15 protein-coding genes are annotated in these 26,421 nt (G+C 54.0%); 3 read left to right on the top strand and 12 right to left on the bottom strand.

Annotation, left to right across the window (positions count from 1 at the left end; genetic code table 11):
- From ugpC to FY156_17935, 4 genes are read right to left on the bottom strand one after another with little or no spacing between them, the layout of a single operon-like run.
- On the bottom strand, nt 1–1,107 hold the full coding sequence (gene ugpC, locus FY156_17950; GenBank protein ID UXS03443.1) for a sn-glycerol-3-phosphate ABC transporter ATP-binding protein UgpC: 1,107 nt from the start codon (nt 1,105–1,107) through the stop codon (nt 1–3).
- Nucleotides 1,107–2,456, bottom strand: coding sequence for a glycoside hydrolase family 28 protein (locus tag FY156_17945; protein ID UXS03442.1), 1,350 nt, complete (start codon nt 2,454–2,456; stop codon nt 1,107–1,109). The genes ugpC and FY156_17945 overlap by 1 nt, the downstream gene beginning before the upstream one ends.
- Nucleotides 2,453–3,547, bottom strand: coding sequence for a glycoside hydrolase family 105 protein (locus FY156_17940; protein UXS03441.1), 1,095 nt, complete (start codon nt 3,545–3,547; stop codon nt 2,453–2,455). The genes FY156_17945 and FY156_17940 overlap by 4 nt, the downstream gene beginning before the upstream one ends.
- 13 nt (nt 3,548–3,560) lie before the next feature.
- The gene (locus FY156_17935) at nt 3,561–6,083 is read right to left on the bottom strand and encodes a hypothetical protein (protein ID UXS03440.1); all 2,523 of its coding nucleotides are present in this window, start codon (nt 6,081–6,083) and stop codon (nt 3,561–3,563) included.
- Between the two features lie 194 nt (nt 6,084–6,277).
- Between FY156_17935 and FY156_17930 the strand changes: the two genes are divergently transcribed.
- Both FY156_17930 and FY156_17925 read left to right on the top strand, forming a co-directional pair.
- Complete coding sequence (locus FY156_17930) at nt 6,278–7,558, top strand: carbohydrate ABC transporter substrate-binding protein (GenBank protein UXS03439.1); 1,281 nt, start codon at nt 6,278–6,280, stop codon at nt 7,556–7,558.
- 253 nt (nt 7,559–7,811) lie between these two features.
- Nucleotides 7,812–9,728, top strand: coding sequence for a phosphatase PAP2 family protein (locus FY156_17925; protein ID UXS03438.1), 1,917 nt, complete (start codon nt 7,812–7,814; stop codon nt 9,726–9,728).
- Between the two features lie 55 nt (nt 9,729–9,783).
- Here FY156_17925 and FY156_17920 read toward each other — a convergent pair whose 3' ends face one another.
- From FY156_17920 to FY156_17895, 6 genes are all read right to left on the bottom strand, one after another.
- Nucleotides 9,784–11,007, bottom strand: coding sequence for an MFS transporter (locus FY156_17920; GenBank protein UXS03437.1), 1,224 nt, complete (start codon nt 11,005–11,007; stop codon nt 9,784–9,786).
- Entirely contained in the window at nt 11,007–13,445 is a 2,439-nt protein-coding gene (locus tag FY156_17915) for a TonB-dependent siderophore receptor (GenBank protein UXS03436.1), read from the bottom strand. Before FY156_17915 ends, FY156_17920 begins: the two co-directional genes overlap by 1 nt.
- Before the next feature lie 108 nt (nt 13,446–13,553).
- On the bottom strand, nt 13,554–14,507 hold the full coding sequence (locus FY156_17910; protein ID UXS05138.1) for a FecR family protein: 954 nt from the start codon (nt 14,505–14,507) through the stop codon (nt 13,554–13,556).
- 94 nt (nt 14,508–14,601) lie between these two features.
- Entirely contained in the window at nt 14,602–15,108 is a 507-nt protein-coding gene (locus FY156_17905; GenBank protein UXS03435.1) for a sigma-70 family RNA polymerase sigma factor, read from the bottom strand.
- Nucleotides 15,109–15,312: 204 nt separating this feature from the next.
- Nucleotides 15,313–16,095, bottom strand: coding sequence for a 2-keto-4-pentenoate hydratase (locus FY156_17900; protein UXS05137.1), 783 nt, complete (start codon nt 16,093–16,095; stop codon nt 15,313–15,315).
- A 212-nt stretch (nt 16,096–16,307) separates the two neighbouring features.
- The gene (locus FY156_17895; protein UXS03434.1) at nt 16,308–18,071 is read right to left on the bottom strand and encodes an ABC transporter ATP-binding protein; all 1,764 of its coding nucleotides are present in this window, start codon (nt 18,069–18,071) and stop codon (nt 16,308–16,310) included.
- Between the two features lie 952 nt (nt 18,072–19,023).
- Here FY156_17895 and FY156_17890 point away from each other — a divergent pair.
- Nucleotides 19,024–19,827, top strand: coding sequence for a hypothetical protein (locus tag FY156_17890; GenBank protein UXS03433.1), 804 nt, complete (start codon nt 19,024–19,026; stop codon nt 19,825–19,827).
- Nucleotides 19,828–20,644: 817 nt separating this feature from the next.
- Here FY156_17890 and FY156_17885 read toward each other — a convergent pair.
- Both FY156_17885 and FY156_17880 read right to left on the bottom strand, forming a co-directional pair.
- A complete protein-coding gene (locus FY156_17885) occupies nt 20,645–21,700 on the bottom strand; it encodes an acyltransferase (protein UXS03432.1) in 1,056 nt (351 codons plus the stop codon).
- Between the two features lie 952 nt (nt 21,701–22,652).
- On the bottom strand, nt 22,653–26,354 hold the full coding sequence (locus FY156_17880) for an FkbM family methyltransferase (GenBank protein ID UXS03431.1): 3,702 nt from the start codon (nt 26,352–26,354) through the stop codon (nt 22,653–22,655).
- Nucleotides 26,355–26,421 lie beyond the last annotated feature (67 nt).

Genomic DNA, 26,421 nt, shown 5'->3' with positions numbered 1-26,421 from the left:
CTAACCTCTCCCCTTGTCGGCAAGGCGCGGCAAGGCCAGTTCCGTGACCGGATCGAAGACATGGACGCGTTCACGCGCCGGGGCGATCTTCAGGACGGAACCGGATACAGGGGCGAAGTGACCTGCCTGATGAATGATGATCGGATCCTTCTGGCCTTGAAGGTTACCGTAGATATAGGTTTCTGTCCCGAGGCTCTCGTAGTACTGAACCTCGAACGGCAGGCCGCCATCCTGTGAAATGGCAAAATGCGATGGCCTGATACCGGCCATAACCTTCTGACCAACCGTCACGGCGGAAGGGTCGACAAGGCAAGGCAAGGGTGCGCCATAACCCGCATCGATTGCTATCGTGCCATCGCTTGATGTCACCACACGTCCCTTGATGATGTTCATGCGCGGCGATCCGAGGAAACCGGCCACAAAAAGATTGCGTGGATTGTCGAAAAGTTCGAGCGGGCTGCCGACCTGTTCGACGCGTCCGGCACGCAGGACCACGATCTTGTCAGCCATTGTCATGGCTTCGACCTGGTCGTGGGTGACGTAGATCATCGTCGTTTTGATGTCGCGGTGCAGCCTGGTGATTTCGGCACGTGTCTGGACGCGCAACGCCGCATCGAGGTTGGAAAGCGGTTCATCGAACAGGAAGATATCCGGTTCTCGCACAATGGCACGACCGATCGCAACGCGCTGGCGCTGGCCCCCGGAGAGCTGACGCGGCTTGCGGTCGAGATAGGGCTCGATTGCCAGCATGCGGGCTGCTTCGTTGATCCGGCTTTCGATTTCGGCGCGTTTGAAACGAAGATTTTCGAGGCCGAAGGCAAGGTTTTTGCGGACGCTCATATGCGGATAAAGCGCATAGGATTGGAAAACCATGGCGATCTTCCGCTCGGCTGGTGAAAGCGCGCTCACATCACGGTCGCTGATCGAAATATTCCCCGATGAAATGTCCTCAAGGCCGGCAATGATGCGCAGAAGCGTCGATTTTCCGCAGCCCGACGGGCCGACGAACACAACGAACTCCCCGTCGTTGATGTCGAGATCGATGTCATGGAGAACATGTACGGCACCAAATGCCTTGTTGAGGTTTGCAAGTTTAAGACTTCCCATTACCTGCTCCCTTCAGGCGAGTTCGCCGCTTCGACGAGCTCTTCTGCATTCCAGCCCTCTGGCAAGGGCATTGTTCTTGTGATGTCGACGCTTTCAGCGGAAAAGCCGTGCACGCCTTCGAGATAAATACCTGGCATTCCGCCAGGGTAGTCTTCGAGCCCGACAATCTTGCCGTCCTCATCGCATGTCCAGGCATTGGCCCGTCCTGCCGCCTCTGGGCTTGGGGCGAGATCGGCATTGGTGGGGCGAATGTCGTATTGCGTACCCGTTCCAAGCTTGCCCTTTTCCTGCGAGAGGCGAACCCGCTCAAGCTTGACGTTGTGGATACCTGCTTCAGAAACGGAGACCATATTGATCGCACCTTCCATGCGGCCGGTCAGATCCTCGACGGTCAGATTTTCGACCTTTCCTGCCGGTCGCTCCGGCCTGCGATCGACAACAGTGACCGTCAAGGCTTCCCCTGATCCCCAGAAACCGCCTGGCGTTTCCTGGCAGTCCACATCAATCCGCGCAAACCGGATATTGCTGAGTGCGCCGCCGTCGCGCGAGAACAGGCCAAGTGCCCGGTTGGATTGCGTAATCCTGCAATCTTCAAAGGTGATATTGGCGAAATCACCGAAGGATTCGGTGCCGAGCTTCAGCGCGCAGCTCATGCTTGAAACATCGCATCGGCGAACGATGATGTCTTCGCAGCGCCCGACGGCCTCTCCATCCGGCCCGGCGCTGGTCTTCAGCACCACGCCGTCGTCTGCCGTGAATATCCTGCAATCCTCAATCACCGCCCGACGGCATGCATCAAGTACGATGCCATCGGTGTTGGGCAGGCGGCGATCGTTGGTAACAGTGACATTTTTGAAGAGAATGTCTTCACAATCGATCATGTGGAGCGACCACATAGGCGATCCCGTCACATCGAGGTATTCAAGGCGCACATTGCTGCATCCCTCGAAAACCACGACACGCGGGCGAAGGGCCGCCGGGATCCAGGTCCCCATGGCCTGATCATCGCCGATAATGAAATGCTCGCCGCCGGCCTCAATGGCGCCGGGGCCGGTGATGGCGATATCGTGCGCGTTCTTCGCAACGATCATGCCGCGGTCAGAGCTTTCGGCAATCACGGATACGGAGGTTGATCGATAAGCCTCATAATCGGGAAGGGGGGCGAGAACCGCGCCTTCTTCAAGATGCAACTCGACGCCACTCTTCAATGTCAGGCCAGAGGTGATGTGGCGTCCAGCTTTGAGTGTGACGCGTCCGCCGCCAGCGTTGCTAACGTTATCGATTGCCGTCTGGATTTCGTCGGTAGCCTCGCTGCCGGTCGATAAGATGTCGAAGGCCGGCCTGTTCATGCTGCCTTGTCCTCTTCAAGGGAGACGTCGATCAGGAGGAGCATCGTCAAAGCCTGTCCGTAGGGCGTCGGCAGATTTGGAATGCGGCGGTAGAAATCGAGGTCATGTCCCATCGGCGTCCCATCCGAGACACCGTGGACGACGCCATCGGCATCGATATTGCCAAGCACTGCCTTCAAAGCATCGTCTGCAAGGGGACGATTGTCATTGCTGAGGATGCCCGCCTCGATACCGCGCAGGATGCCATAGGCGATCCCGGCGGTTGCCGAGGTTTCGACCGGTGACGTCGGGTCATCGAGGAGCGTGTGGAACATGCCGTCCTCGCGCTGAAACCGGCGCAAGGATTTCACCTGGCTGGCCAGAACATTTGCCAGGAACCGTTTGTCCTTCCCTGCCAGTGAAGGCACGAGTTCGAAAAGTTCCGGGATGGCGACCGTAATCCAGGAATTGCCACGTGCCCAGAAGGCGTTGGCAAAGTTGTGACGGCCATTGAAGGTCCAGCCGTGGTACCAGAGGCCCGTGACAGGGTCGGACAGATAACGGGCGTGAATGACGAACTGGTAGACCGCCTCGTCGATCCAGTCCTGCCGCTTGCAGACAACGCCGGCACGGGCGAGAAACAGGCATGCCATAAAGAGCGTGTCATCCCACAGTTCGCCGTCATTCAGTCGCTCCTTGACGACATGCTGAAATCCACCGTCTTCGGTCTTCGGCAATTTGTGGACCAGCCAGTCTGCCCAGTCCTCGACGAGAGCACGGAAATCCGGCCGGTCGACATATTCGGTCAGGATGACCAAGGGCAGCATCGGTGCGGAGCTGTTGATCTGGCGTGGCGGAATACCGCGCTCGATCTGCCAGCTATACCATGTGACGAGGTCATCAATCGCCTTGCTGTCGTTCGCTGCCAATGCCCGGCGCAGGAAGCCGTAAAGGCCGACGCCGACCTCCCAGTCCCACTCATCGAACTGGATCTTGCCGTCGGCACTGCCATTGACCAAGCCCTCCTGAATGCCCTTGAGGCGGCTGAAGGCGACCGCGACCTTGTCTATTGTGGTCTTCAGGGCGTCGTTATTCGTCTGTGTCTGGTTCATCTGATGTGTCCGCTCATGAATAGAAAAGCTGATGGGCATTGCTCGCAGCGCTCTTGTTGCTGTCGAGCGTCAGTTCGGGCTGGGGTTGCTCGTGATTAAAAGCCATTGCCTTCTCGCCAATGGTGAATACGCCGTCCCATGAAAGATTGATTTGAGGGCTGCCGGGCGGGGTCGCGGTCAACACGCGGCGCTCGGTATCAAAGGCCACCTCCGTTGCGAGCACCCTGGCGCGGAAGCGCGAAAAATCCTCTTGATCGCCGCATCCGATAATGCCGATCCAGCCGCAACGTTTCCCATAGGAGCGAACTTCGCGTCCGGCGGTCGCGCCAGTCATGATCGCTTCAAGGCCATTGCTTGCATAAAGAGCAGCAAAGCCGCGGCCAGCACGGGTAATCAGCCAGTTGCCGTCCTGGATTGTCTCATCCAGTCCGTCGCGCCCGAGATAGGCGTGTGTCCAGTCGTTACGATGATCGGCCGTATCGAAAATCAGCATTGCCAGATCACGGTGCTGTGCAACGCGGGGCAGAATGCCGCTTCCGGCCCAGTAGGATGGACGCTGTGTTCCCCAGGGATCGTCTTCGCCGGGATGGTTGACCCAGAGTCGTGCCATCGGGTGGCCGGCAAGCTTGATGTCCATGACGTGCTGCTGGTGGCCCTTACGTCCGGTCTTGTGGTCCACCACGGTTGAGAGTTGTGCTGCCTCGTTCTTGAAGAGCACAAGTTTACCGGCCTCGAGACCCTGCGCGTACCTCGCCTCGATCACTCGGTTTTCATCAAGTGCAGCGAGAGAGGTCAGCCTTGCAGGCGGCAGATAGCCGCCGCAGCAAAACATCGGAAGCGATGCAACGCCACCATTCAGCCAGCCCTTGCCAAATGCGACCTGGGCAAAAGGAGCAAGCTCGGTGAGAGGACCGGCGCGTAACTCTTTGTCGTAGGCGCGCCCCTGAGACCCCGAGGGAACACCATTCAAGGTGTGGAGCGCGATCATCTCGAAGATGAGATCAAGCTGATGGCGCGCACGGGCGGCAAGCTCCGGATGAGCCCAATGTTCGATGGCAAGGAGCCCGATGAAGTCCACCGGGTAGTAGGCGGCCGAATTCCACTCGGCGAGACCATGCCCCTCCACACTTTCGAACCAGCGGGCAAGGCGCTCGGAAGCGAGTGCGGCCTGCTGGCGTCCGGTGCGGCCAGAGGCAGTAAACATGGCATCAGGCAAATAATCACCTGCCAGCAACTGGCTGGTGTGGAAGCACAACACGTGGTTCTCGCTCCAGAACCACATGACATCATTGCCGGGTTCATCAACCCAGTAGCGGTAATTGACGATTGACTGATTGATCCTTGCCACGGTCTCGACTGGCAGCCGGTCGCCATAGGCGCGCAAAAGCCATAGAAGCGGCACAAGAACAAAGTCCGAGCAATCTTCTCGCGCGTCGATCGAATGAAGCGTCGACGTGATGATCCCGTCGATCGCCTCGTTGTCATCGCTACCGGTCGCGACCATCGCAAGCGCCCGTCCGATGCGCCAGGCGCCGTACCGTGCGCTGAATGAGAGGGCTGCTGCCTTTCTCGCCTCGATCTCGTCGCCTGCGTCGACCGGGTCGAGATTGCTCATGAATGCAGCGTCGATCGACCGGGTGACAGTCCCTGTGCCCGAGCCAATCGTGACCTTCACGCCATGATAGCCATCCGCAATGCCGACAGTCTGGGGTATTTTGAGCGAGGTTTGCCCGGGCGTCAGTACGGTTTCGATGCTGGCGAGAACGGCGCGGTCATGGCCGTGACTTGTGACGGCGACTTGGATTGGTAATGGCTTGTCGGTCGCTGCGTCGAAGACAAGTTCGAGCGGCGTGTCGACAAAGACATCGAGCGCCGGCCTGATGTCGCGCACCAGAGCGGCAAGTCGGCTCGTCTCGTCCCTGTCGAGAGCAACAGGAAGCACAACCGTCAGGGCATGGTTGTCGATGACCTCCAGTTCAAAGAACCAGATGATGTCGCGCTCGGCCAGATCCTCGCAATGAAGGAGGATCTCGTTGTCTCCGGCCTCAAGGCGAAGGCTGATCTCGCATTTGTTTTCGACGTTACGGATGAAGGGTTCAAACCGAACCTGTTCGACCCCGTTGACCCAGATCCGAACGCCCCCGCAGGTCGCAAGCCGCAGATCAACGGTACGGGCCGTTTCGGTACGAAACGTTCCCTTCAGCCAGCGGCGGACATGGGTCGGGACATGCCAGAAGCCGGTAAACTCGACGCGGCGGTTCGAACCCGGCAGGTTGAGATGAGAAACGGCCCAGTCTGCGTCGGGCGCGATGTTGCGGCCGATCATTGTGCTTTGAAAGGCCTTGCGGCAGGGCAGGTCACCGACATCGACGAAGCCGTTGATGAAATGATAGTTGACGCGGTCTTCGGCCGGTGCGGCAATCCCGGGAAATGCAGTCTTGATCAGCTTCGAGACGACCCAGGCCGTGACGGTGTCACCTTTTTCAACTGTATATGTGGGTGCCGAACGTGTCGCCACAAAGGGCTCATCAGTCATAGTGGATCGCCTCCCGTCGATCATTATGAAAATAATTTCACAGAGCGGAATTTGCGATTGCGGTCCGAACTGTCGAATTTGTTGGGAAGAAACAGCTTGACGTTTGTTCTGTCAAGTCGCAAAACATCCGAAATCGAATTGATCAGAGGAGCTTCAGTTCGATTTGTGAAAAAGTTTTCATTGGGAGGTTGTGCATGCTGAAGTTGTTTTCGGGCGTCAGCGCCCTTGCTTTTGTTACGCTCGCGAGCTTGTCTGCAGCGCAGGCGGAAACCAGAACGATCACGTTTCTATTCACCGATGACGATCAGGGCTATGTGCAACGGATGGCTGCACTCAGCAAGGAGTTCGAGGCGGCCAATCCGGACGTTAAAGTGAATTTTGTGTCGTCGGGTTATGACGCTGTCTCCAAGCAGTTGCCCGTACAATTGGCCGTCGGCGAAGGACCTGACGTTGCCAAGATCACCGATTGGCAGCTCGCACCCTTTTATCTCGACATGCGGCCTTACATGAAAGACCCGGAAGGTTTTGCAAAGCTGCATGGAACGAGCCTTGACCGTCTTCGTCTGAAAGGCATCAACGATCCGCAGTCGCTCAATGGCTATATCGCCTCGCAGACCTTCAATCTGCCATTCGTCAACAAGACATTGTTCGAGCAGGCCGGCGAGCCGGTACCTGGACCAACGGCCAAATTCAGTGAGATCGTCGAGGCGTCAGCTCGTGTTGCAAAAGCAACCGGCGTACAGATCCCCTTCACCATGGATCGGTCCGGCCACCGGTTTTCCGGCGGTGCCTTTTCCTATGGGGCATCCTACGTGAAGGATGGCAAGTTCAGCTTCCCTGACGATGCGACGAAAAAATATATCGCCGACGTTTATTCCTGGACGCAGAACGGAAGCTTCCCCAAGGAGATGTGGGGCGCTGCCGGTGGCTCGCAGTACAAGAACATGGGCGACGAATTCGTTAACGGAAACGTCGTGACATATCTTGCCGGCAACTGGATGGTGAACCCCTTCCAGAACAAGATCGGTGATGCATTCGAGTGGGCTGCCCTTAGCGCGCCTTGCGGCGAGGCTGGTTGCTACACCATGTCAGGTGGCACAGCGGTTGTCGGTTTCAAGCGCACCAAATATCCTGAGGACGTGGCCCACTTCATCGAGTTCCTCGGCTCCGAAAAGGTGCAGCGTGAAATTGCTGAAAACTACGTGGTCCTGACGGGCGCCGAAATCACCGATCCGCAATACAAGCTGAAGAGCGAAGATGCCAAGGCAGCGATGAAGGTCTTCCTCGACAATCAGAAGAACGTACCCCAGGCCGCACGCGAATTCGAACATTCGAAGGGTAGCACTGCCGTCTACCAGCAGATCGTCCAGCGCATGAGCCAGCTTATCGTCGGTGAGCTGACGCTCGACCAGACCTACAAGGTTCTGGAAGACGACGTGGCAAAGATCAACGAAGCCGTTGCCGTCAAGAAATAATCTCTTCGAAGCTTAAGGCGGCGCTAGGGCGCCGTCTTATTCTAGATCGCATGCGACGGGACTGTTGTCAGTCTCGCCGGGCAACCCCGTTTGGGGCTGCTCTTAGGACAAATCTAAGGCGCAGCAGCGCTTGTTGTCCTTTGTCTCAAAACTGCAATCTCGGCGAACTAGAGCTCCCGGCTGCAAGCCGGAGATTGATTCCGGCTGTCTTAGTAGATTGCGTAACGCTTAAAAAATCATGGGATTCAACATCATGGCCAGAGTGAACTCGTATTTTCCGCCCCTGCGGCTGACCTTGCTTGCCACCGTCTCTCTCCTGACCACTGTTGCAGGTGCCGGTGCATTCGATAATAGCGCACCACAAGGCCAGGGTTATTCGATTTTGGTGCCGGAGCCGGCCACCCAGTACCCGTTGCCCTTCGCGGATAACTACCGCAACCAGATCGGCAAGACCGCCGAGGGCAAGGATGTCAGGGCATATGATGATAAAGACAACCCGGTCATCGACATCCTCTCAGGCTTTAACCGGATCTGGACACTGGGCGATGAAAAATGGGCTGATGGTGGCGCGAATGGCGACGGCCCGACCGATTTCAGCCACGTCAGGATCGTCGATCCCGCAGTCTGGGAAGAGAACATGCGATACGTTCTCTCCGTAACGGGCAAGAACAGAACACCCGAGAGAGCGTTCGCGGCCTATATGAATGACCGCCGTTCGCAGGGTTACAGCGTGATCGAGGGCATGGGCCCACTTGCTCAATGGTATCGCGAGGGTGCCGGTGCGACGACAACGATCAATCACACGCTTGCGGATTTCAATCCGAACGAGATTATCGAACGCAAGGAAGACGACAAGGGTACGGAAGCCGGTGCGCCTGATTCCGAACTCAATGATTTCGTTGCATTCACGAAGGTGATGAGAGGCCCTGAAGGGACCACTTCGCCGGCCAAATATTTCTATTCCTCACCACGTCCCTGGCGCATGAACGACAAGGGTGAGGTCAACGAGATCGGGACCGAGACGATCGGTGACCGCAAGTTTGAGGCTTACGAGAATGATCCAGGCGTGATTGTCCCGGCATTGAAATATGCCCGCGAAAATCGCGGGCGCCCGAAAGACGGCGGGTTTCCGAGCGGTCACACCAATGCCGCTTATCTCGCTGCCATCGCATACGCTTATGCAGTGCCGGAGCGGTTTTCCGAGTTGCTGACGATGGCTTCTGAACTGGGTGAGAGCCGGGTTGTCGCTGGCATGCATTCGCCTCTCGATGTCATCGGTGGCCGGATCTCGGCAACCGCCATGGCTGCCGCAATGCTGCAGGACCCCAAAAATGCAGATGCCAAGAAGGCGGCTTATGACGAGTTGCAGGCCTATTTCAAGAAACGCCTGCCGGAGGGACAATCTTTGCTGGCCTTCGCCCACAGCCAGGACGCAAGCCTCGACCGTTTCGTAGATGAAACGGCCAACAAGGCCGATTACCGCGAACGGATGACATTCTCCTTCAGCCGCAAGGCAGGCGTTGGTCATGCGACGATGGTTGTTCCGAAGGGCGCAGAGGTTCTTCTGGAAACGCGGTTGCCCTATCTCGACGTTGCCCAGCGCCGGGCTGTTCTCTTCTCAACGGGGATCGAGGCGGGTTATCCATTGCTTGATGACAGCAATGGCTGGGGTCGCATCAATCTCGTTGCTGCCGCTGCCGGTTACGGTTCGTTTGACGGCGACATCAACGTCACCATGGATGCTGCTGCCGGTGGCTTCAACGCGGCAGATCGCTGGACAAATGACATTTCTGGAGCAGGGCGCCTCGTCAAATCGGGAAGCGGCGCCCTCACACTGAGCGGCAAAAACAGCTATAGCGGTGGAACTGTTCTGAATGAGGGAACGCTTGTTGCAGCATCAGCCAATGCCCTTGGTGCCGGCAGCCTCGTTATCACGAGCGGAACGCTTGCTGTTGATCTCTCTAACGGCCCTGTTGAGATCAAGGGCCACGCGCAAATCGACGGTGGAAGCCTCCACCTTAAGTTTGATGGTGCAGCGCCATCTGCCGGAACCCGGTTCGAGGTTTTGAGAACGGACGGTCTTGCCGGAGCCTTTGCATCGATCGACAGTGGTGATGTGAAGCTACGCCCGGTTTACACCGGTTCGACACTGTCTGTCGTTGTCGAATAACCATGAACGTGCAGGGCGCGTCCTCAATAAGACGCGCCCAGCAATCCTATAATCCTCAGCCTTTCTGCCGTCGCATCAGCAGAAAGATGACCGGTGCTGCAAGCACTGAAACGATAGCGGCCAGGCCGAACGAGGCCTGATAACCGAAGCGCTCTGCGATTGCTCCCGCACCAAGGCCTCCCGCCATGCTGACAACACCATCCATGCACTGGAAGAGTGTAAAGTCGACACCCGCCTGACGTGGGTCTGACCAGCCCATGAAGCAGGCATAAAGTGCGACAAAGCCGATGGACATGATGCCGGATGAACTTGCGACCGCAACCGTCATGACAATCCATTGCGAGATGTCGCGGTGGACGCTGAGATAGGCAAAGACGCAAAGGAGGGCCGTTTGCACGAAAATCGCGATCAGCAAGACGCGTGAGGCTCCATAAATCCTCACCAGTGTCCCGCCGAGCAAGGCGCCGGCGAAACCGACGACCATACTGCCAACCCCGTTCAGCGCGCCGATGGTTGCAAGGTCAAAGCCGTAATCGACCAGAAACGGCCCGAGCATCGAGAGCCCCCATTTCTGCGCAGCGACATAGACGGCGGCGATGATGAGACCGGTGCGGACCTGTGGTCTTTTGAGGGCATTTCTGATCGATGGCAGATGGTCACGGGTCTGTACGCTTGTCTTTGAAGCAGGCCCGAACAGAAAGGGCAGCGCGAGCAGAATGACAAGACCACTCATAACGAGGGTGGCGTTCGTCCAGCCGGAGCGTTCCACCAGCACCAGAAAGAGACCGGCGCCAATGGCCGAGCCGAGGTAGGAACCTCCAACCTGGGCGGCATTTCCCCAGCCGTGATGCTCCTCGGCCAATGTCTCGACCGCATAACCATCACAGGCGATATCAACCGTAGCCGTCACGAGCGCGATCACCGAAAGGATCGCGATTGCTATGCTTACGGGAGTGGGACCCGTAAAAGCGAGCATGGCAAGACCGGCAGCGCAGACAGCGATGCCCGAGCCGACGATGACACGGGATCGGTTTTTCCCGACCGGCGGAAGGCGATACCGTTCAATGTGAGGCGACCAGAGGAACTTAAGCGTCCAGGGCAACACAGTCAGATAGAGAAGACCAATCTGATCGAGCGGCAGTCCGGCGCTTCGCAGAACTGCCGGCAGGCCGAGGAAGGTGAGGCCACCGATGACGCTTTGCCCGATATAAAGCCCGCCAACCGCCACGAAGACGGCGGTTGGGGAGGGCTTGGTTGCGGTTGGGTTCTGCTGCAACATCAGAACCGGTACCGGATGCTGCCGACGATCTTACGGCCCTCATCAAAATAGCAGAAGCCTGTGGTGCAGACCTGTTTGACGTCATCGAGCAGGTTCGTTGCATTGATTTGCAGGCGAACGCCCTCAAGCGATGGCACAGCCTTGCCGAGATCATAGCGCAGCGACGCGTCGAGGAACGTGCGTGCCGCATTATCGAGGATCGGCGTATGCTGGTTGTCACCGAAGCTCGATCCCACGTAGCGTACGCCTGCTCCAACACCGAGGCCTTCGAGTGCACCGGTCTGGAACTCGTAATCCGCCCAGAGCGAGAAGGTGTGGTAAGGCGACGAGTTCAACTGGTTGCGTAGAGTTTCGGGGGTAAGGCGCGTGATCTCGACATCATTGTAGGAGTAGGAGGCGATAACGCTCCAGCCGTTATCTAGCGATGCCGTGGCTTCAAGCTCGATACCGCGCGATCTGAGGTCAAGCTGGCGCAAGAGATTGATACCGGACGAGGTCTCATAGACCGTGGCATTGTCCTGGTCGAGATTGAAGAAAGCTGCACTGAGAAGAGAATTGTATTCCGGAAGCGCATATTTGACGCCGACTTCATATTGTTTGCCGACGGTCGGCTGTGCCTGACCCGTGACGGTTCCTGTGGTGATGATGACACCCGGATTGGCGACGAAGGATGTGCCATAGCTCACATAGGGCATCAGGCCACTGTCGAACACATAACCGAGGCTTGCGCGTCCGGTGGTTCTTGTGTCGTCGCCATCATAGGTTGGGGCGGCGGCCGCACCCACGGTCTGGGCCTGATAGGCGGTATCCAGCCAGTCATGTCGAATACCTGCCGTCAACCGCCAACGGTCGATTTCGATCTGGTCCTGGGCGTAGATACCGAACGTGTTCATGCGTTGGTTCAGAACCAGCGAGACATCGGGAACATAGGTAAAGGTGTCGGTGAATGGTACTGCGCCACTGCCCTGTTTTGAGGTGTAGGTCATGTGGCTGAAGTCGACACCCGTCAAGAGCGTGTGTTTGGCAGGGCCGGTGTCGAATTCGGTCTTCAGATAATTGTCGGCAGAAACGCCTTCATTGTCCTCGATTGTGATGCCCGGATAATCGGCAAAGACCCATTGCTGGTCTGCCGAAAGCCCAGAGTACCTCGCCTTGCTGTAGAAGGTTACATTGTCGTTCAGTTGATGCTCGAACTCATAGCCGATACGCCATTGTTTTTGCTCGAAATCATTAAACCGCGCGTCGCCACCATAAACCGGTGTCGCACCGATCGATGTGCCGCTGGCGCCATAGTTGTTGATGAAACCCCATGTGCCGCCAGACGTGCCATCCATGTATTCGCCGAGAAGTGTCAGCTTCGTTCCCGCATCCGGCTGGAAGGTGAACGCTGGCGCAATGAAGAGCCGGTCATCCTTGATGGCACTGATTTCGTTCCTGCCGTCGCGTGCGACACCGGTCAGACGATAAAGCATGGTCTTGTCATCGTTGACGGCGCCTGAAAAATCGAACGCTCCCTGTACGCGGCCGAAGGACCCATATTGGAATTCAACTTCGCGCACGGTCTCCTCGGTCGGACGCTTCGAAATGATGTCGACGATGCCTCCGGAACTGCTTGCGCCGTAAACGGAAGCGGCCGGACCGCGCAGGACTGAGACGGCTTCTACGCCATAGGGCTCAAGGCGTGCACTGCCGTTCTGGCTGCTGACCTGGCGCAGGCCATCACGAAAAATGCCTGTTGTGCTGAGATCGGTGCCGCGCACCTTGAAGGCATCGAAACGTGGCTCGGCGCCATATTGGCCGATGCGCGCGCCAGGGGTGTAGTTCAGCGCTTCGGAGAGGTTTTGCGGTTTGATATCGTCAAGCTGTTTGCGGCTGACAGTGGAGATCGACTGGGCTGTCTCGGCGATCGGTGTATCGGTTTTGGTCGCGGTACGCCCGGATTTTCCGACGTAGCCATTGGTTTCAAGCACCCCCCTGGCGCCTTCGACCCCCGTTCCCTGAACGGTGATCGGCGAGAGAACGGTCGAACCGGGGGCAGCAGGCCCCGTCTGAAGGGATTGATTGGCAGGATCAAAAATACGAACCGTATTGCCGTCTGTAAGTGTGTAATTCAATCCGGTCCCGGCAAGGAGGCTGTTCACCGCAGAAGCGATGCTCAATGTGCCATTGACGCCAGAGGTATTGCGCCCCCGGGTAATGGCCGAGGGATAGACCATGCGCAGGTTCGCCTGACGGCCAAATGACAGGATGGCATTTTCGAGGGGCCCAGCGGGAACGGAGACCGTGACCGTCTTCGATGTGGCCGCCGGCTGAGGTGCTGCCGTTTGTGCTCTGGCGGTCGTGATCCCTGCACCACCAAGACCGAATGCGACCATGCCACCTGCGACCGCCGTCGTCGTCAGCCAGAAACGGCCCCGACCGTACTTGCCAAATCTCATATCTTTCCCTCTCACTCATGATGTCAGGCCGCCAGGCAAAAGCCGGAGCGGTTTCTGATGGGATAGAGTGAATAGGGAGCGCGCCTCCTGACGTGCTTTCTGAAAAAATTATCGCGACCTGACGATAATCAGCATACCGGACAGCCGTGATACCGTTACTGGCAGGCTGTCTTCGAGAATGTCTAAAGCCTGATCCGTATTCTTGAGATCGAAGATACCTGAAACGCGTTGCTCTGCGGCCTTTCCATCAAGAACGAGAATACGGCCGCGACGATATTGTGCGAGCACCTCGAGAACCTCGCGCAGGGGCTGACCGGAAAAAACGAGCTTTCCCTCACGCCATGCCATGCTGTTTGCCACATCTTTGCGACTGCGGAGCAGTTTTCCGTCTTGCCCGAGGGTTGCTGCCTCGCCGGGTGTGAGAACCGTGACATCGTCGCCGGTTGCGACTTCAACCCGGCCTTCCTCGACCTGAACTTCCTGCGGTAAAACTCCACCGGCGGTGCGGACCGAATAATGGGTGCCGAGCGCTTTGGCAGTGAGCGATCCATCGTCAACGACGAACGGCCGGGAAGGGTTTTTGGCCACATCGAAATAGGCCTCACCGCGCAGCAGGGTTATCCGGCGTTCCCTGTCCGAGTAGTGAACGGTGATAGCTGTGTCGGTGTTCATGCTGATGTTCGTGCCGTCTTCCAGTTTCAACAGTCTCGTTTCGCCGACTTCGGTATAGTAGTCGGCTTGCCACTGGTCGATGAAGCCGCTTTGATGCGCATAGACTGCCGCAAGCCCGATAACGCCGATACACGCCAGACCTGCCAGGATCGCTCGACCCGAGCCGCCGCGTTTTTTGTCCGTGGCTGGCAGAAGCTCTATGTTACCAAGGTCGCTCCAGAGCGCGCGCATCTCCTCAAAAGCGGTCACATGGGCAGGATCCGCTTTCAGCCAGTTCTGGAAGCGCTGACGATCGTCCTCTGTCGCATCGCTGGATTGCATGCGTGCGAGCCAGAGAGCTGCCTCTTCAGCCAAACGGTCATCAATGAGACCCTCCGGGCGCTCGTTCATATCCTGCACTGCCGTTCCTGATGGAGTTATTGATGCCGCATTACATCCTTTTCTACTTCTAGAGTGGAAAAGGATGCCAGCACCTGATGTCCGTTTACATTTTTATTTGTGCACGGACCTGTCGGCAGTGAAGTAATGCCTTGATGATGTGCTTTTCGACCATATTACGGGAAATATCGAGCCTAGCCGCTATCTCGCCATTGGAGTGGCCGTGCAGGCGACTGAGCACAAAGACTTGCTGGCAGCGCTTGGGCAAAGCCTCGATTGAGCGGGCCATCAGGATTAAATGTTGACGACCGGCGACAATCCGCTCCGGATCGGGCTGGTCGCAAGGAACGGCAAGACCTGCCTCTGGATGCGCAAATAACGGCCGTTCACGTGACTGGCGTTTAACCGTTACGTGGGCGACGGATTTGGCGATCTGGAAGAGGTATGCCTCAGGATTTTCGATCAGCGTCGCGTGCGATACTTCGAGCGCCCGGACCAGGGTTTCCTGCAAGGCATCGGCGGCATCATCCCGGTTGCCCAGACGCCGGCGGAAAAACCGCATAAGACGGTTTTCCTCCTTAGCGTCAAAAACCTGCAACAGCGCTTTGCTCATCAATCACCCTAATTGGTGCGGTTGCTTTTCACATAGGGAGTACCGACTTGGCCGGCATCCCTTCATATGCGAAATATGACTATTAAAGTCATATTTACAGCGCGTGAGCATTGTTTGCCAACTGCGCAAAACAGGGTCAGCAAACGGAGCTCACGTTTCCGTGATGAATGTTGCGCGATTGCATCAAACCTTTGCGGGTAGGTTTCAGTGTTTCGTCTTAAGGACGAAGCTGCCGACCGATGCGAGGTCGATTGCCGTCAACGCAGTGAGAGCGGTCGGGATAGCCCCGCAAAGACTGCCGGTAGTGATCACCTGTCCGCGTTTGAGCATGCCACCTTTGTTCAGGGGCCCATTGGCAAAAGCAACAAGCGGTGCCAGCGGATCGATATTGGGATGTTTCACCGTTTCGTCAAACAGAGTGGTTGTGCCTTCGGTGATCGTGAGATGTGAGAAAGGCGCGCTCTCCCGCGCAAAATTGTCGATCACAGTCGCGTCGATTTCAGGCCCGATCACAAATCCCTGGTTGGCGAGACGATCCGCGAGAAAAAGCGGGAAGGGGACCTGGTTTTTCTCGACCAAACGATAGCCCAAGAGTTCCGCACCAAGGTAGACCTTGTCGATGAAGCGAAGAATGTCGTCTCTGGTCAGTGGGGTGTCGCCTGATGCGGGAATATCGGATGCGAGCGTGACACAGATCTCCACCTCAAGCCCTTCGATCCCTTTAGCAGGAAATGTTGCGAGATTGTCGTCCGTGACGCTGTAGCAATCGACCATCGGTGCCGCAATCGCGGTGCCATCCGGACGGATCGCCAGTTTCCAGCCGGCCACGCTTTTACCGATAGCGGCCACGAAGGCGCGCTGAGCGTCCATTGACTGCTCGAAACTGTCAGGGACAAGCCCTTTGGTCTCAAGCGTCGCGAGGGGGATTTTCGTTCCTTCGCTATTTGCTGCTGCGAAATTCCGAGCAAGCTCATCAATCATTGCCATTCCCGTCATCATCCTCTCTCCTGATTAAGGAGCGGAAGCTGTCACGATTTGGCTATGTTTGCCAAGGCCCTGAAACGCCTCGGTCAAAGTCTCGACGATGGAAATTGAAAGCTTATCGAGGGGGCTCTCTTTATAGGAGGTGCACTCGATCAAATTCTCCATAGGGAGAGACGAGGAAGTCGGGCAGCAGACATGCCGCCCGAACTAGAGAATCAAGCGACGTCTGCGTCGAACTGGATGCTGTGAAGGCGCTTGTAAAGGCCGTCAGTTGCGAGCAGCTCGCGACGGCTGCCCTCTTCAACCACCTCACCATTGTCCATCACGACGATCTTGTCAGCGCGATTGATCGTCGAAAGACGGTGAGCAATGACGATTGAGGTTTTGTTCAGTGTCAGACGCTCGAGAGCATCGCGAACGAGAGCTTCAGATTCGGAGTCCAGCGCGCTCGTCGCTTCATCAAGGATCAGAATGTCTGCATCGCGGAGCATAGCGCGGGCAATGGCGACACGCTGACGCTGACCACCCGAAAGACCAGAACCGTTTTCACCGAGCCTGGTGTCATAGCCCTGCGGCATCTTCATGATGAAGTCATGCGCGTTGGCCGCCTTCGCAGCTGCGATGATTTCCTCTTCGGTCGCATTGTCGCGGCCGACAGAAATGTTGTGTCGAACCGTACCGGAGAACAGGAACGTTTCTTGACCGACATACGAGACCTGCTCGCGGAGGCTTGCGAAAGAAGCGTCGCGCAGATCCATGCCGTTGATTTCAACGGAACCGCTTTGCGGGTCGTAAAGACGCATCATCAAGTTAATGATTGTCGACTTGCCGCTGCCAGACGGTCCGACCAGAGCAGTCATCTTCCCGCCTTCGAAGAGGACGCTAACGTCCTTAAGGACAGGCTGTCCAGAAACATATTCGAAGCTGACGTTCTTGAGAGTGACATCACCGCTTTTCTTTGGGAGTGGCAAAGCGTCCTTCTTCTCAGTGAGAGTCAAGGGAGCATCCAGAACCTCGAACATCATCCGCACGCCGATCATACCGCTCTCGATCTGAACGCGCATGCGTGCGAGACGCTTGGCCGGCTCGTACGCGAGGAGTAGGGCGGTGATGAACGCCATCAGGTCGCCCGGCGAACCACCCTTTTCGAGAACCGTGTAACCGGAGACGGCAATCACGACCGCAATCGCAAGTCCGGATAGCGTTTCCATGATCGGGCTGGTAGCAGCCTCAAGCTTCGCGATGCCATTGGCACGCTGCTCTACGTCAGATACAGCCTTGTTCATCCTCTGTCGCATCAAGTTCTCAAGTGAGAATGCCTTGATAACACGTACGCCTATGCTCGTTTCCTGCACGACATTGACGATCTCGCCGAGAGAGGCGAGCTCGGCCTCCATGATTTTACGAACTCGACGGAGAACAAGACGGACACTGAAAATCGCAAGGGGCCCGATGATCATGGAAATCGCGCTCAGAAGGAAATTCTGGGCAAACATCACGATGATAAGGCCGATCAGTGAGAAAAGGTCGCGAACAAACGATGTTACGATTGTATCGATGACACTGCGGGCAGCTTGCGCGTTAAATGTTACTCGAACCAGAAGCTCGGACGAGGGGAGATTCTGAAAAAATGAAACCCCCTGTTTCAGCAGCCGGTCATAAATTTTGCGCTGTTGTTCTGCGACGATGCTATTACCTGCTTTACTGAGGTAAAGGCTTTGTACGAAAGTCGCGAGACCTTTAACAATGAAAATAGCGGCTACTGCAAACGCGATTTCCAGAACAACATCGAAACCTTGCTTCAAGTAAACGCTGTTAACGATATCCCGCATAATCCAGGCGCTGAGTGACGTCATGCCAGCTACTACGACCATTGCAGCAATCGCTGCTGAGTACCAGCCGACGTGCTTTTTGAAGTTTTCCTTGAAAAGCCGCGTTAGCAGCTTTTTGTCGTTTGGCGACAAAAAAGATCCGATCACGAAGATATCCTTGCGATTTGAAAGCAGCGCCCCGAGTTTCGTTCAACTAGTGTTCGGATGCGTTTGTCAACGTCATAATGAAGTCAACACATACCAAGAATCTTTTCAGCCTATCTTTTGCCGCAGCTGCAAATGTTTAAGGTTAGCCTGAAAAAGCCTCGAATACTCTTTCCAATTGAAGTTTGCTTGCCTCGGCTACGCACTGAGCCGCGTTTGACGCCAAATAATCTTCATTCAAACCCATGTCAACATTTGTCGCCAGTCTGGAAGGGCGGGAAAATTCGTATCCGCGAGACTGTTGCTGACTTATATAAGCGGCGATTTGGTTGGCTCGACCGACCTACTGCTACGGGAAGATTGCTTCCATCCGTAACACGCAGCGGCGAGCGACAGATCAGGCGCCTTACGATCGCACCACCAGCTGTTGCGCTCCACTGAAATAGCTTGGTCGTCCGTCGCGCGGTCACAATCGATGTGCTCGACCGAGAAACCATCAGGAGTATGGTGGCACCAGGCAGTGATATACGGTTTCGATATTCGAGACATGATTTTTGAAGCCGCCGATAAGAGCTTCGGCATAACTGAGTCCCGCAGGCTATGGAATATCTGCCACGTTAAGAGAGCTCCAACACCATCAAGTAAATCTGATTTTTTCTCAAGCCCTTACGCTGAGCTCATGCTTCAAGCTGGCCGCCAGGCCGTAGTCGAATAAATCGGCGGCCGGTTGGCATTGTTTTAGTGGGGGCACACGTCCGAATCTTATAAATCATGGTATTTTCACTGACATCTGTGAACACTCACACTCATGTCGGTGTGATCCTAGCTTGGAAGCACTAGAGTCTACCGTCGTACAGTAAAAACCTGTTTATTCAGCGGTTAGAAATCCTAATTTCCACCAATTACTAATTGTGGGAGGTACTACGGAAAGAGTCTAAATAATTACAGGTGCATCATGAATTCATTAATAGTAGGGAGCGGACCGTCGGCACCGTCTCTAGAAAGCAGGGAACTGACGTCAATTACTAAGGTGGCGATAAACAACGCCTGGTTGGTGCGTTCCGATTTTGATTATGTCGTGTATCCTTTTGATTTTCCCAGTGAACGTAGGCCACCCAGCAATTATTGCGGACGTCAAATAAGCAACGCTGGTTACATGGAAGCTATCAACACCGCGGGCGGAATAATCTTCGGTGGAGCGACAATGGCATTCGCTGCGGGATACTGGGCGGTTTATACATTACGGTCTAAGACTATTGGCGTTTTTGCAAGTGACATGGTTTACAGAGGAACGAAAACTCATTTTTACGGTAACGGTACGGCTGATCCGTTGCGCTCAGATGTTTCGTTGCAACATTTAGAAGCGAAGAGCGCGCGTCTGTTTCTCTGGGCGTTAACAAATGGCGTGTTATTAGTAAATTGCAGTGAAGAGCCTGAGAGTAGGCTTGTTTATCCGAGGCTTTCGCTGTCAGACCTATCTAATCACGAAGGTGTCGTAGGCCAGAACTATGGAGATCTGATCGAACGCGCTAACGAAGTTTTCGAATTGGAGCGAAACGCCCCATTCGATGCAAAGCGCGAAGATTATTGGACGCTGGCTGACACCCCAGATAAGATGAACTACATTCATTTTATTGATAAACAGTGGGCCGCGACTATTCCGTTGATCCAGACGGCATTTTCGGATTTAGCGCCAGACTGTAGCCTGCTTACCAAAGTCCGTCGCTTATTTAACCGATGTCTTGGGAATCCGAGTTGACTGATTGGTATGAAAGTGACGAGATCTCTTTCGTTGATCGGGTAGTGACGACAGAACTGGACGGGTAGTGGACGGTGACTTGGCATAGCCGTTTTTTGTCATTTTTCACCAATCACCAGAATCCGATCGTTCTGCTCGAGTTTACATTCTATAAAGTAGGTGAAAGGGTTGAGGCCACGGGACAGGACACGTTTATCTGGGTGCGTGAAGTAGCATCCGTTTGAAGTCGCAACGCCTTTTAGGTGCTCTTGGCACAGGCGTGGTTGATCATACGGGCGCTTTGTTGGATCAAGCTTAACGTTGGCTGGGTGATTTCGCAGATATCGCCCGCAGCTGTCGTCCAGTTTAGTGGCTCTCCTTGTCCCGAATAGATTTATGGGACTGATAAACTAGCAAAACGTGCTCCGAAATCCGATGTACTAGTAATTGTGTCCGGTGTGGTGCTGTCGAATCCGACATGGTCCATAAAGATATGCGCAAAGACGCGTGCGTTGGCAGACCTGCACGCGGAGTTTTGCTAGTGTTAAAGGGGGTACGTGTTGGATGTAAAACGGAGCCCAACGCTTTTTGGGTTTGTTTTGGGTACGGACGAGTGTCCGCGCTACGTCAAATCTACTTCGAGCTGCCGTTCACACACTTAATCCAATTTGTCGAGCATCGTGGCATGCTGATTACTGCTGACTTAATAATATTCACGCGAGGAATGATCAACTCGATGAACGCCACCATGAGAAACATAAGTTCGAGTTGAGTTACATGGCGACCAACTCCCGGGGTGGTCTCGGAGTTCTCCTCCCGTCCCCAAAAAAAGCGAAATCTAACTCGGTCGTCTATTGGCAATAAGCAATGACGTGTCCCGCAGCTTTCTGGCCAATAAGTTTTTCAGCTTCAAACATCTACGCTCTAGGAGATGCCATGATGCAAATCCAATAGCAACCGAACAAATCGCTGATATCAACATTGAAGTATAAAATCCCGCCATGGTTAGGATTGCGATCTGCTGTATGGGAAATGCATAGATATAGACACCGTACGATGGATCTCCAAATCTTGCCCATGTTGAAAGTATCGGTGTTTCGCATAGCATAATCAAGATGATCGTAAAGCAAAACACAAACATAAAGCTGTGCGGTCCGAATGCTACCCACGAAATTGAAAGGCACAAGAATGTGCATGTGACAGCCAAAATTACATTAGCTCTCAGTTTATCATATATGGCGTAAACCATCATTCCAGCTAAGAAATGATTTCCAAGCTTTGAAAAGGTTGCCGCGCTATCAAAATGAAAGGATCCGACAGAGAAAGAAGCAGTGACGCTTGATACTTCGCTCAACAATATTGCTAATACGATCATTACAGCAAACCGGAACCGAGATAAGATCAACGAAACCAGAAGCGCAATGATATAAAAGAAGAACTCATATTGAAGGGTCCAAAGTGATCCATTTATTGAAGTGTTTGGGCGCCCCTCCAACACGCCTGGAATAGTATACAATACTTGATGCAGGAAAGAAAAACTGTTGTGAAAAACAAAACGAACGTATTGAAATTTTTCTTCTCCGTTCGAGAAGATAATGTACATCGCAACGCTGGTGATTGTTACTGATACTGCAAGTGCTGGAAAAATTCGCAGTAGGCGCGCGGCAATATATGATGGAACATCAGTGGATATGCATGCCGAGCGGTAAACAAGGAAACCACTGATTGAGAAAAATATTGCGACGGAAAATCCACCTAAGGTTGTCTGAAGCAGAGGCACCATCGGCTCAGGGAGGCCGCTCAGAGGATAATGGTGGGAAATAAGAACCGCGACCGCTGCTAGAAAACGGATGGCGTCGTAGCTGTTTTTGCGCCGTTCTATTGCTGTTCCCATGTGAATTTCAGGTGTCCGTTATCTCAAAATATCGATCTCCTGCGTCTCTGCGTCTTGCGCGCACAGGGGCCTTCTGAGCTATAACTCGTATTTCCGTACGAATCCATAATACGTTATTGCTTTCCACTTCGTCACACAGGAAACCTATACGGCTGGGATGCGGGCGGGTTGCTTTGTTGCATAGAGCCGAGGGAAGTCTGTGGGAACGTTTGTGAAAAATGGTCGACGTCGGTGTCGATATTGTTCTGGCGTAACCCCGAAAAATTGTGTGGGATGAGGGGGTGTACGAGACCGTGGCAGTCCTGCGACCCAATTTTGTAGTAATGGGCTTTCAATTGTTGGGGTGGCCGCCGAGATGCGAGCAGCGAGCGTTGGAGTAGATTAAGCCCTCCTCGTCAATATAGTGTGATCGCCAAGTTGAGGGCGTTCAGGCCCCCCTAGATCCACGGAATGCGAGCGCCAATTTCAGTCCTTGGGCAGCCAATGGCTCTCGAAGCTTCAGCGTGTGCGATAACTAAGCCTGCAGTCGGCAATGCGCACTGGGAAGGAAGTCGAGGCTCCTTGCTCGATCAGACCGTGGTACAGATCGTGCCGCGTTTATGGATATATTGATGATGTGTACAAAATTTGAGGACATCGTTCCACAGGCCTGGTTTGTCGACATTCTTGCTCCTATCGCCCACACACGCATAATCAAACTCGAGCAAAACCTCCCGTGGAATTGGGCGGCTTCAAGCATCGAAGCTAATTCAACCTGACCTGCGGCCCTTGCCGTATGCTCACGTCTTTAACTGTTTATCCGCACGGTAAAAGTTAGCCGTCTCAACGACAGACAGGATATGACAGTTCGCGGATTGTCTACAATTTGGAAATAACTGGTACCGACGGTTCACTAAGGTTAGGGCGCCTTGTACGGCAATCTTCGAGTTTTCGATTGCCGTACAAATAATTATTACGCTACGTCCTCGATTATCTGCTTTCTTCTGTAGTAGGCGTCCGCCCCAACGAAACTTCGTATTAATCGGGCGCGTGTCTCTTTGCAGGGTCCCACAATTGAGCAATCAGCTAAGAACCTTGCAGCACCATGCGGGTCGTCCATAAGCGCGTTTGGCATTATACTCCCCCAGCCAATATCACGGACCCGATCAGCTTGTGCCCCCAAATCGAAAACGACTGGTTGAACGCCGGAAGCTACCGCTTCAGTGAGGGTATAGCAAAATGTCTCGGGCCATAGTGACGGCAACCAGATTAGATCTACAGACGCATCACAAACTATTTTCACGACATCCGCAGAGTCGTACCGTCCAAGTACCTCTACATTTTTTAATGAGGATAATTTTTGATCTATATCGGTATGCCCAATGATTACAAAATCCAGTGGTAGCTGAAGGTCGAGTGAAGCCTTTGCTGTTTCAAAAATTAATTCGCTGCCTTTGTGTGGCCCTATACTCCCAATTATTCCTATTCTACGACGGCCGGTCGTATTCCAGCGTGTTGCGCTCTTTTGTATTTCAAGGAGAGGATCCGTGAGAGAACTCAGGAGCACTGGATCGGTCATGTGCTCGCGTACTTCGATGTCATCGCGACTTACATATGCATGAAGTCGCTTAGCCACGTCTTTGCTCGGAACAATGACCGAGTCGACGGACTCCAGAAAACTTCGATAATTCTGGCGCCAGCGTTTGATGTCGACGTTTTCAGACAAGACGGATCTAGATCCGTTTGTTTTGACGCAGGACTGACAGACCGACTCTGGTGGTTCGCCGCAGTACCTCCCTGAACCATCGATCAGGGTAACTCGTGGGCAAATCGAGAAGTAGTCGTGTACAGTGAAATCAACCCGAAGTTCCGTCGAACTTGATAATTCTCGAAAAAAAATAGGCGCGTGGTCGCCGAACCCCGTCATGTGGTGAATATGAATGTGGGTAACGCCAATGCGCTGGAGAAAATCAGCAAATCTTCTCGTTTCACTGCCGCAGAAGAATAAGGGCAGATTTGGCGTTTGTGCGGACTCCGGGTCAACTATGTAAAAATATCCAGGCTTCGCAGAGCTAGGACGAGCCAGAAAGACGGCCTCTCCCTCGGCTTCAAGCTGTTGACGCAACGCCTGGACATGAGTTTCGGTTCCACCACCAAGGTCGTGGGTTACGAAAAGATGTGCCCCTCCCCTTGATTGAGAGGAGCGCAGGGCAAGGCGCCCCTCGTCGATCCTGGATCGAGCGGTCAGTGCGGTGTCACTTGCAATGAATTCGGAGACCCTCTTATGATACGTAGGGTAGAGTTTGTCGATTGTACGACATGCCGCTTCGATGCGCTTATTGGTGCTCTCTCCGAACGAAACGGCTCCCCAATGCCGAACATATATGTCCGGTACCAGATAGTTTTTCCAGCCGGAGAGGGCTATTTTCTGGCATAAATCATTCTCTTCGCCGTAGCCTTTTCCGAAGCGTTGTTCGTCAAACAACCCCACTTGGTTCAGACAAATGCGCTTCACAAACATACAGAACCCGACACCTGTAGGAACCTCAATTAAGGCGGCGGCTCCATTGACTTCCTTTGCTATCCGGTCAATCTGATCCCCATCAAATTCGAGTAGTTGAAAGTTGTCTTCGCAAAACTTGGGATAAGAGCATATAGTTGCATTGTTTGAAAATGGAGTAAGCGTTCCAACGCTCTGGTCATGCGCGGCGCGACTTGTCATTCTGTCTAGCCAATCACCGTAAACTTCAGTGTCGGAATTGAGAAGCAAGACGTCTCTATTAGGGTGCAAACGCATCGCACGATTGCATGACAACACAAATCCTTGGTTCGTCTCGTTTTCAAGCAATTCGATCCAGCCACGCCCGCTTAAGATCCGCAGTGCCTCTGTAAGTTCAGGATCAGGAGAACAGTCATTCACCACGATCAATCGGAATGAGGACTTCTGAGGATTACTAATTACGCTGAATAGGCATCGCATAGTCTCATCAAGGCCCCGATACACTGGCACAATAACGTCAACCACGGGGTCTGGCTCTACTATGCCGCCTATCACCACCAACGAATCCCAGTCGAACTGTGTAGGAGCGATTGGTGGCGCAAGCCTACCAAAATCACGAACATCTTTTACGTCTGCTGCAATTGCGCTCGTGGTTCCTGCCGTTGATGTGTTCGGAGCCGACGTAAACGCTTGAGGCAACTGCAATTCACGCTTCAATATCGACCGATGCAACCGGAGTTTTGTTCTCTCCGTCAACCAGAAGAATCGCTTAAGTGCGAATTTTGCGATCGTGCGTTGAATTGAAACCCGGATAGGCTTACGCAAGAGACGCTGTGCCATCCTTAGTGCAGCAACAAGCTCTTCGTAATCGTGATTGGGCATAGTGTGCCCGGCATAGGGTGCAGCTTCGTTTGTTTGCGTCCCCTTATTATTCTCCCTCGCAGGTGTGTTTGTTTCAAGTAGTGTGAGGAGGGAGTTAAGTTTCCCGTCGAATCGGCTCGCCAAATCCTGGTTCCGCAAAATGGACCGACGTATCCGCCGATACTTAGGGCTCACTTTGAAAAACAACGAAAAAGGGAATTTGCCAGTTTTCTCAGCGATTTTTGTTGAGTTTCGCTGATATTCGAATTGATCGCGTGTATCCAATTTGAGGTCAGATACCAAGGCCGCGATTTCGTTGATTACAAAGCGGGATTGATCTTCTTTTTTTCGTAAAAGATCGATCTCTGAGGTCTTCATATCTAGAGAATGTTTATAGTGATTATATTTTTTGTTTAGTACTTCTGGAATAGGCAGTGTCTGCGCTGAAGCTAAGCCGGGAACGTAGTCTATGACGTACTGCTTCTGATTTAGCATCATCAAGACGATGTCATCAATCGTTTCGATTGAGGGAAGTTTCAGTGCATCGATGCGTGGCCCGAATTCGGAGGAACGCGAGGCATGAACAAAAAGGAAGCCGTTCTCAGATGCCCCAGAGAACATGTCAGAAGTGGACGCCGCAAAGTTATTAATGTTAAATGCAATGGAGTTAACGCCGTAGCAGTAGAATCCTTGATCCTTCATGAACTGAAACACGCCGGCGGATTCCTCGACGCAATTCACTTCTGTGAATACGATCGGGCGATGCTTTTCCAATGTCTGAATCGATCCGCGCAAGGCTGAAAGCTCGGCGCCTTCAAGGTCCAGTTTGATAAAATTCACTCTATCAAGCTCGAGACCGTCGAGAGTTGTGACGCGTACCGTGAGGCCACCGCTCGTTTCACCTGCTGCCACCAAATCAATTCTTGAAGCGCCTGCGTTTACAGGGTCAACTTCGACGGAAATTGCACTTTGTTCGCTCGCCCCAAGTGCCAATTGAAAAACAGAAATGTTTGCAGCATCAACCACCGATGCGTTTTTCTTCAATATTTCAAAATTTGTCTTCGAAGGTTCGAAGCTGATCACTTTTCCGTCCGAGCCGACCTTAGCCGCGAAAGCTCTGCTATGCGTACCGAAACAAGCTCCGCCATCTATCACAACATCTCCTCGCGAAATGAAGTTCACAAGAATGTCGATTTCGCATTGGGCCCACTCACCATATTGACGTAACGAATTAACTATTATGTCGTTGATGTCAGGAAAAAAAATCTTCCCATATCTTCCTTCAACGCTGGTGATTTTATTACCCGACGACAATGTCTGAACTCCCTAACTCGGCTCCGTTTTGTTGACACCACCTAACACAAAACAACGCATGAGGACA

This window comes from Agrobacterium tumefaciens (assembly GCA_025559845.1).
Taxonomy (GTDB): domain Bacteria; phylum Pseudomonadota; class Alphaproteobacteria; order Rhizobiales; family Rhizobiaceae; genus Agrobacterium.
Note: the sequence above shows the minus strand (reverse complement) of the source record. Positions and strands in the feature narration are given on the sequence as shown.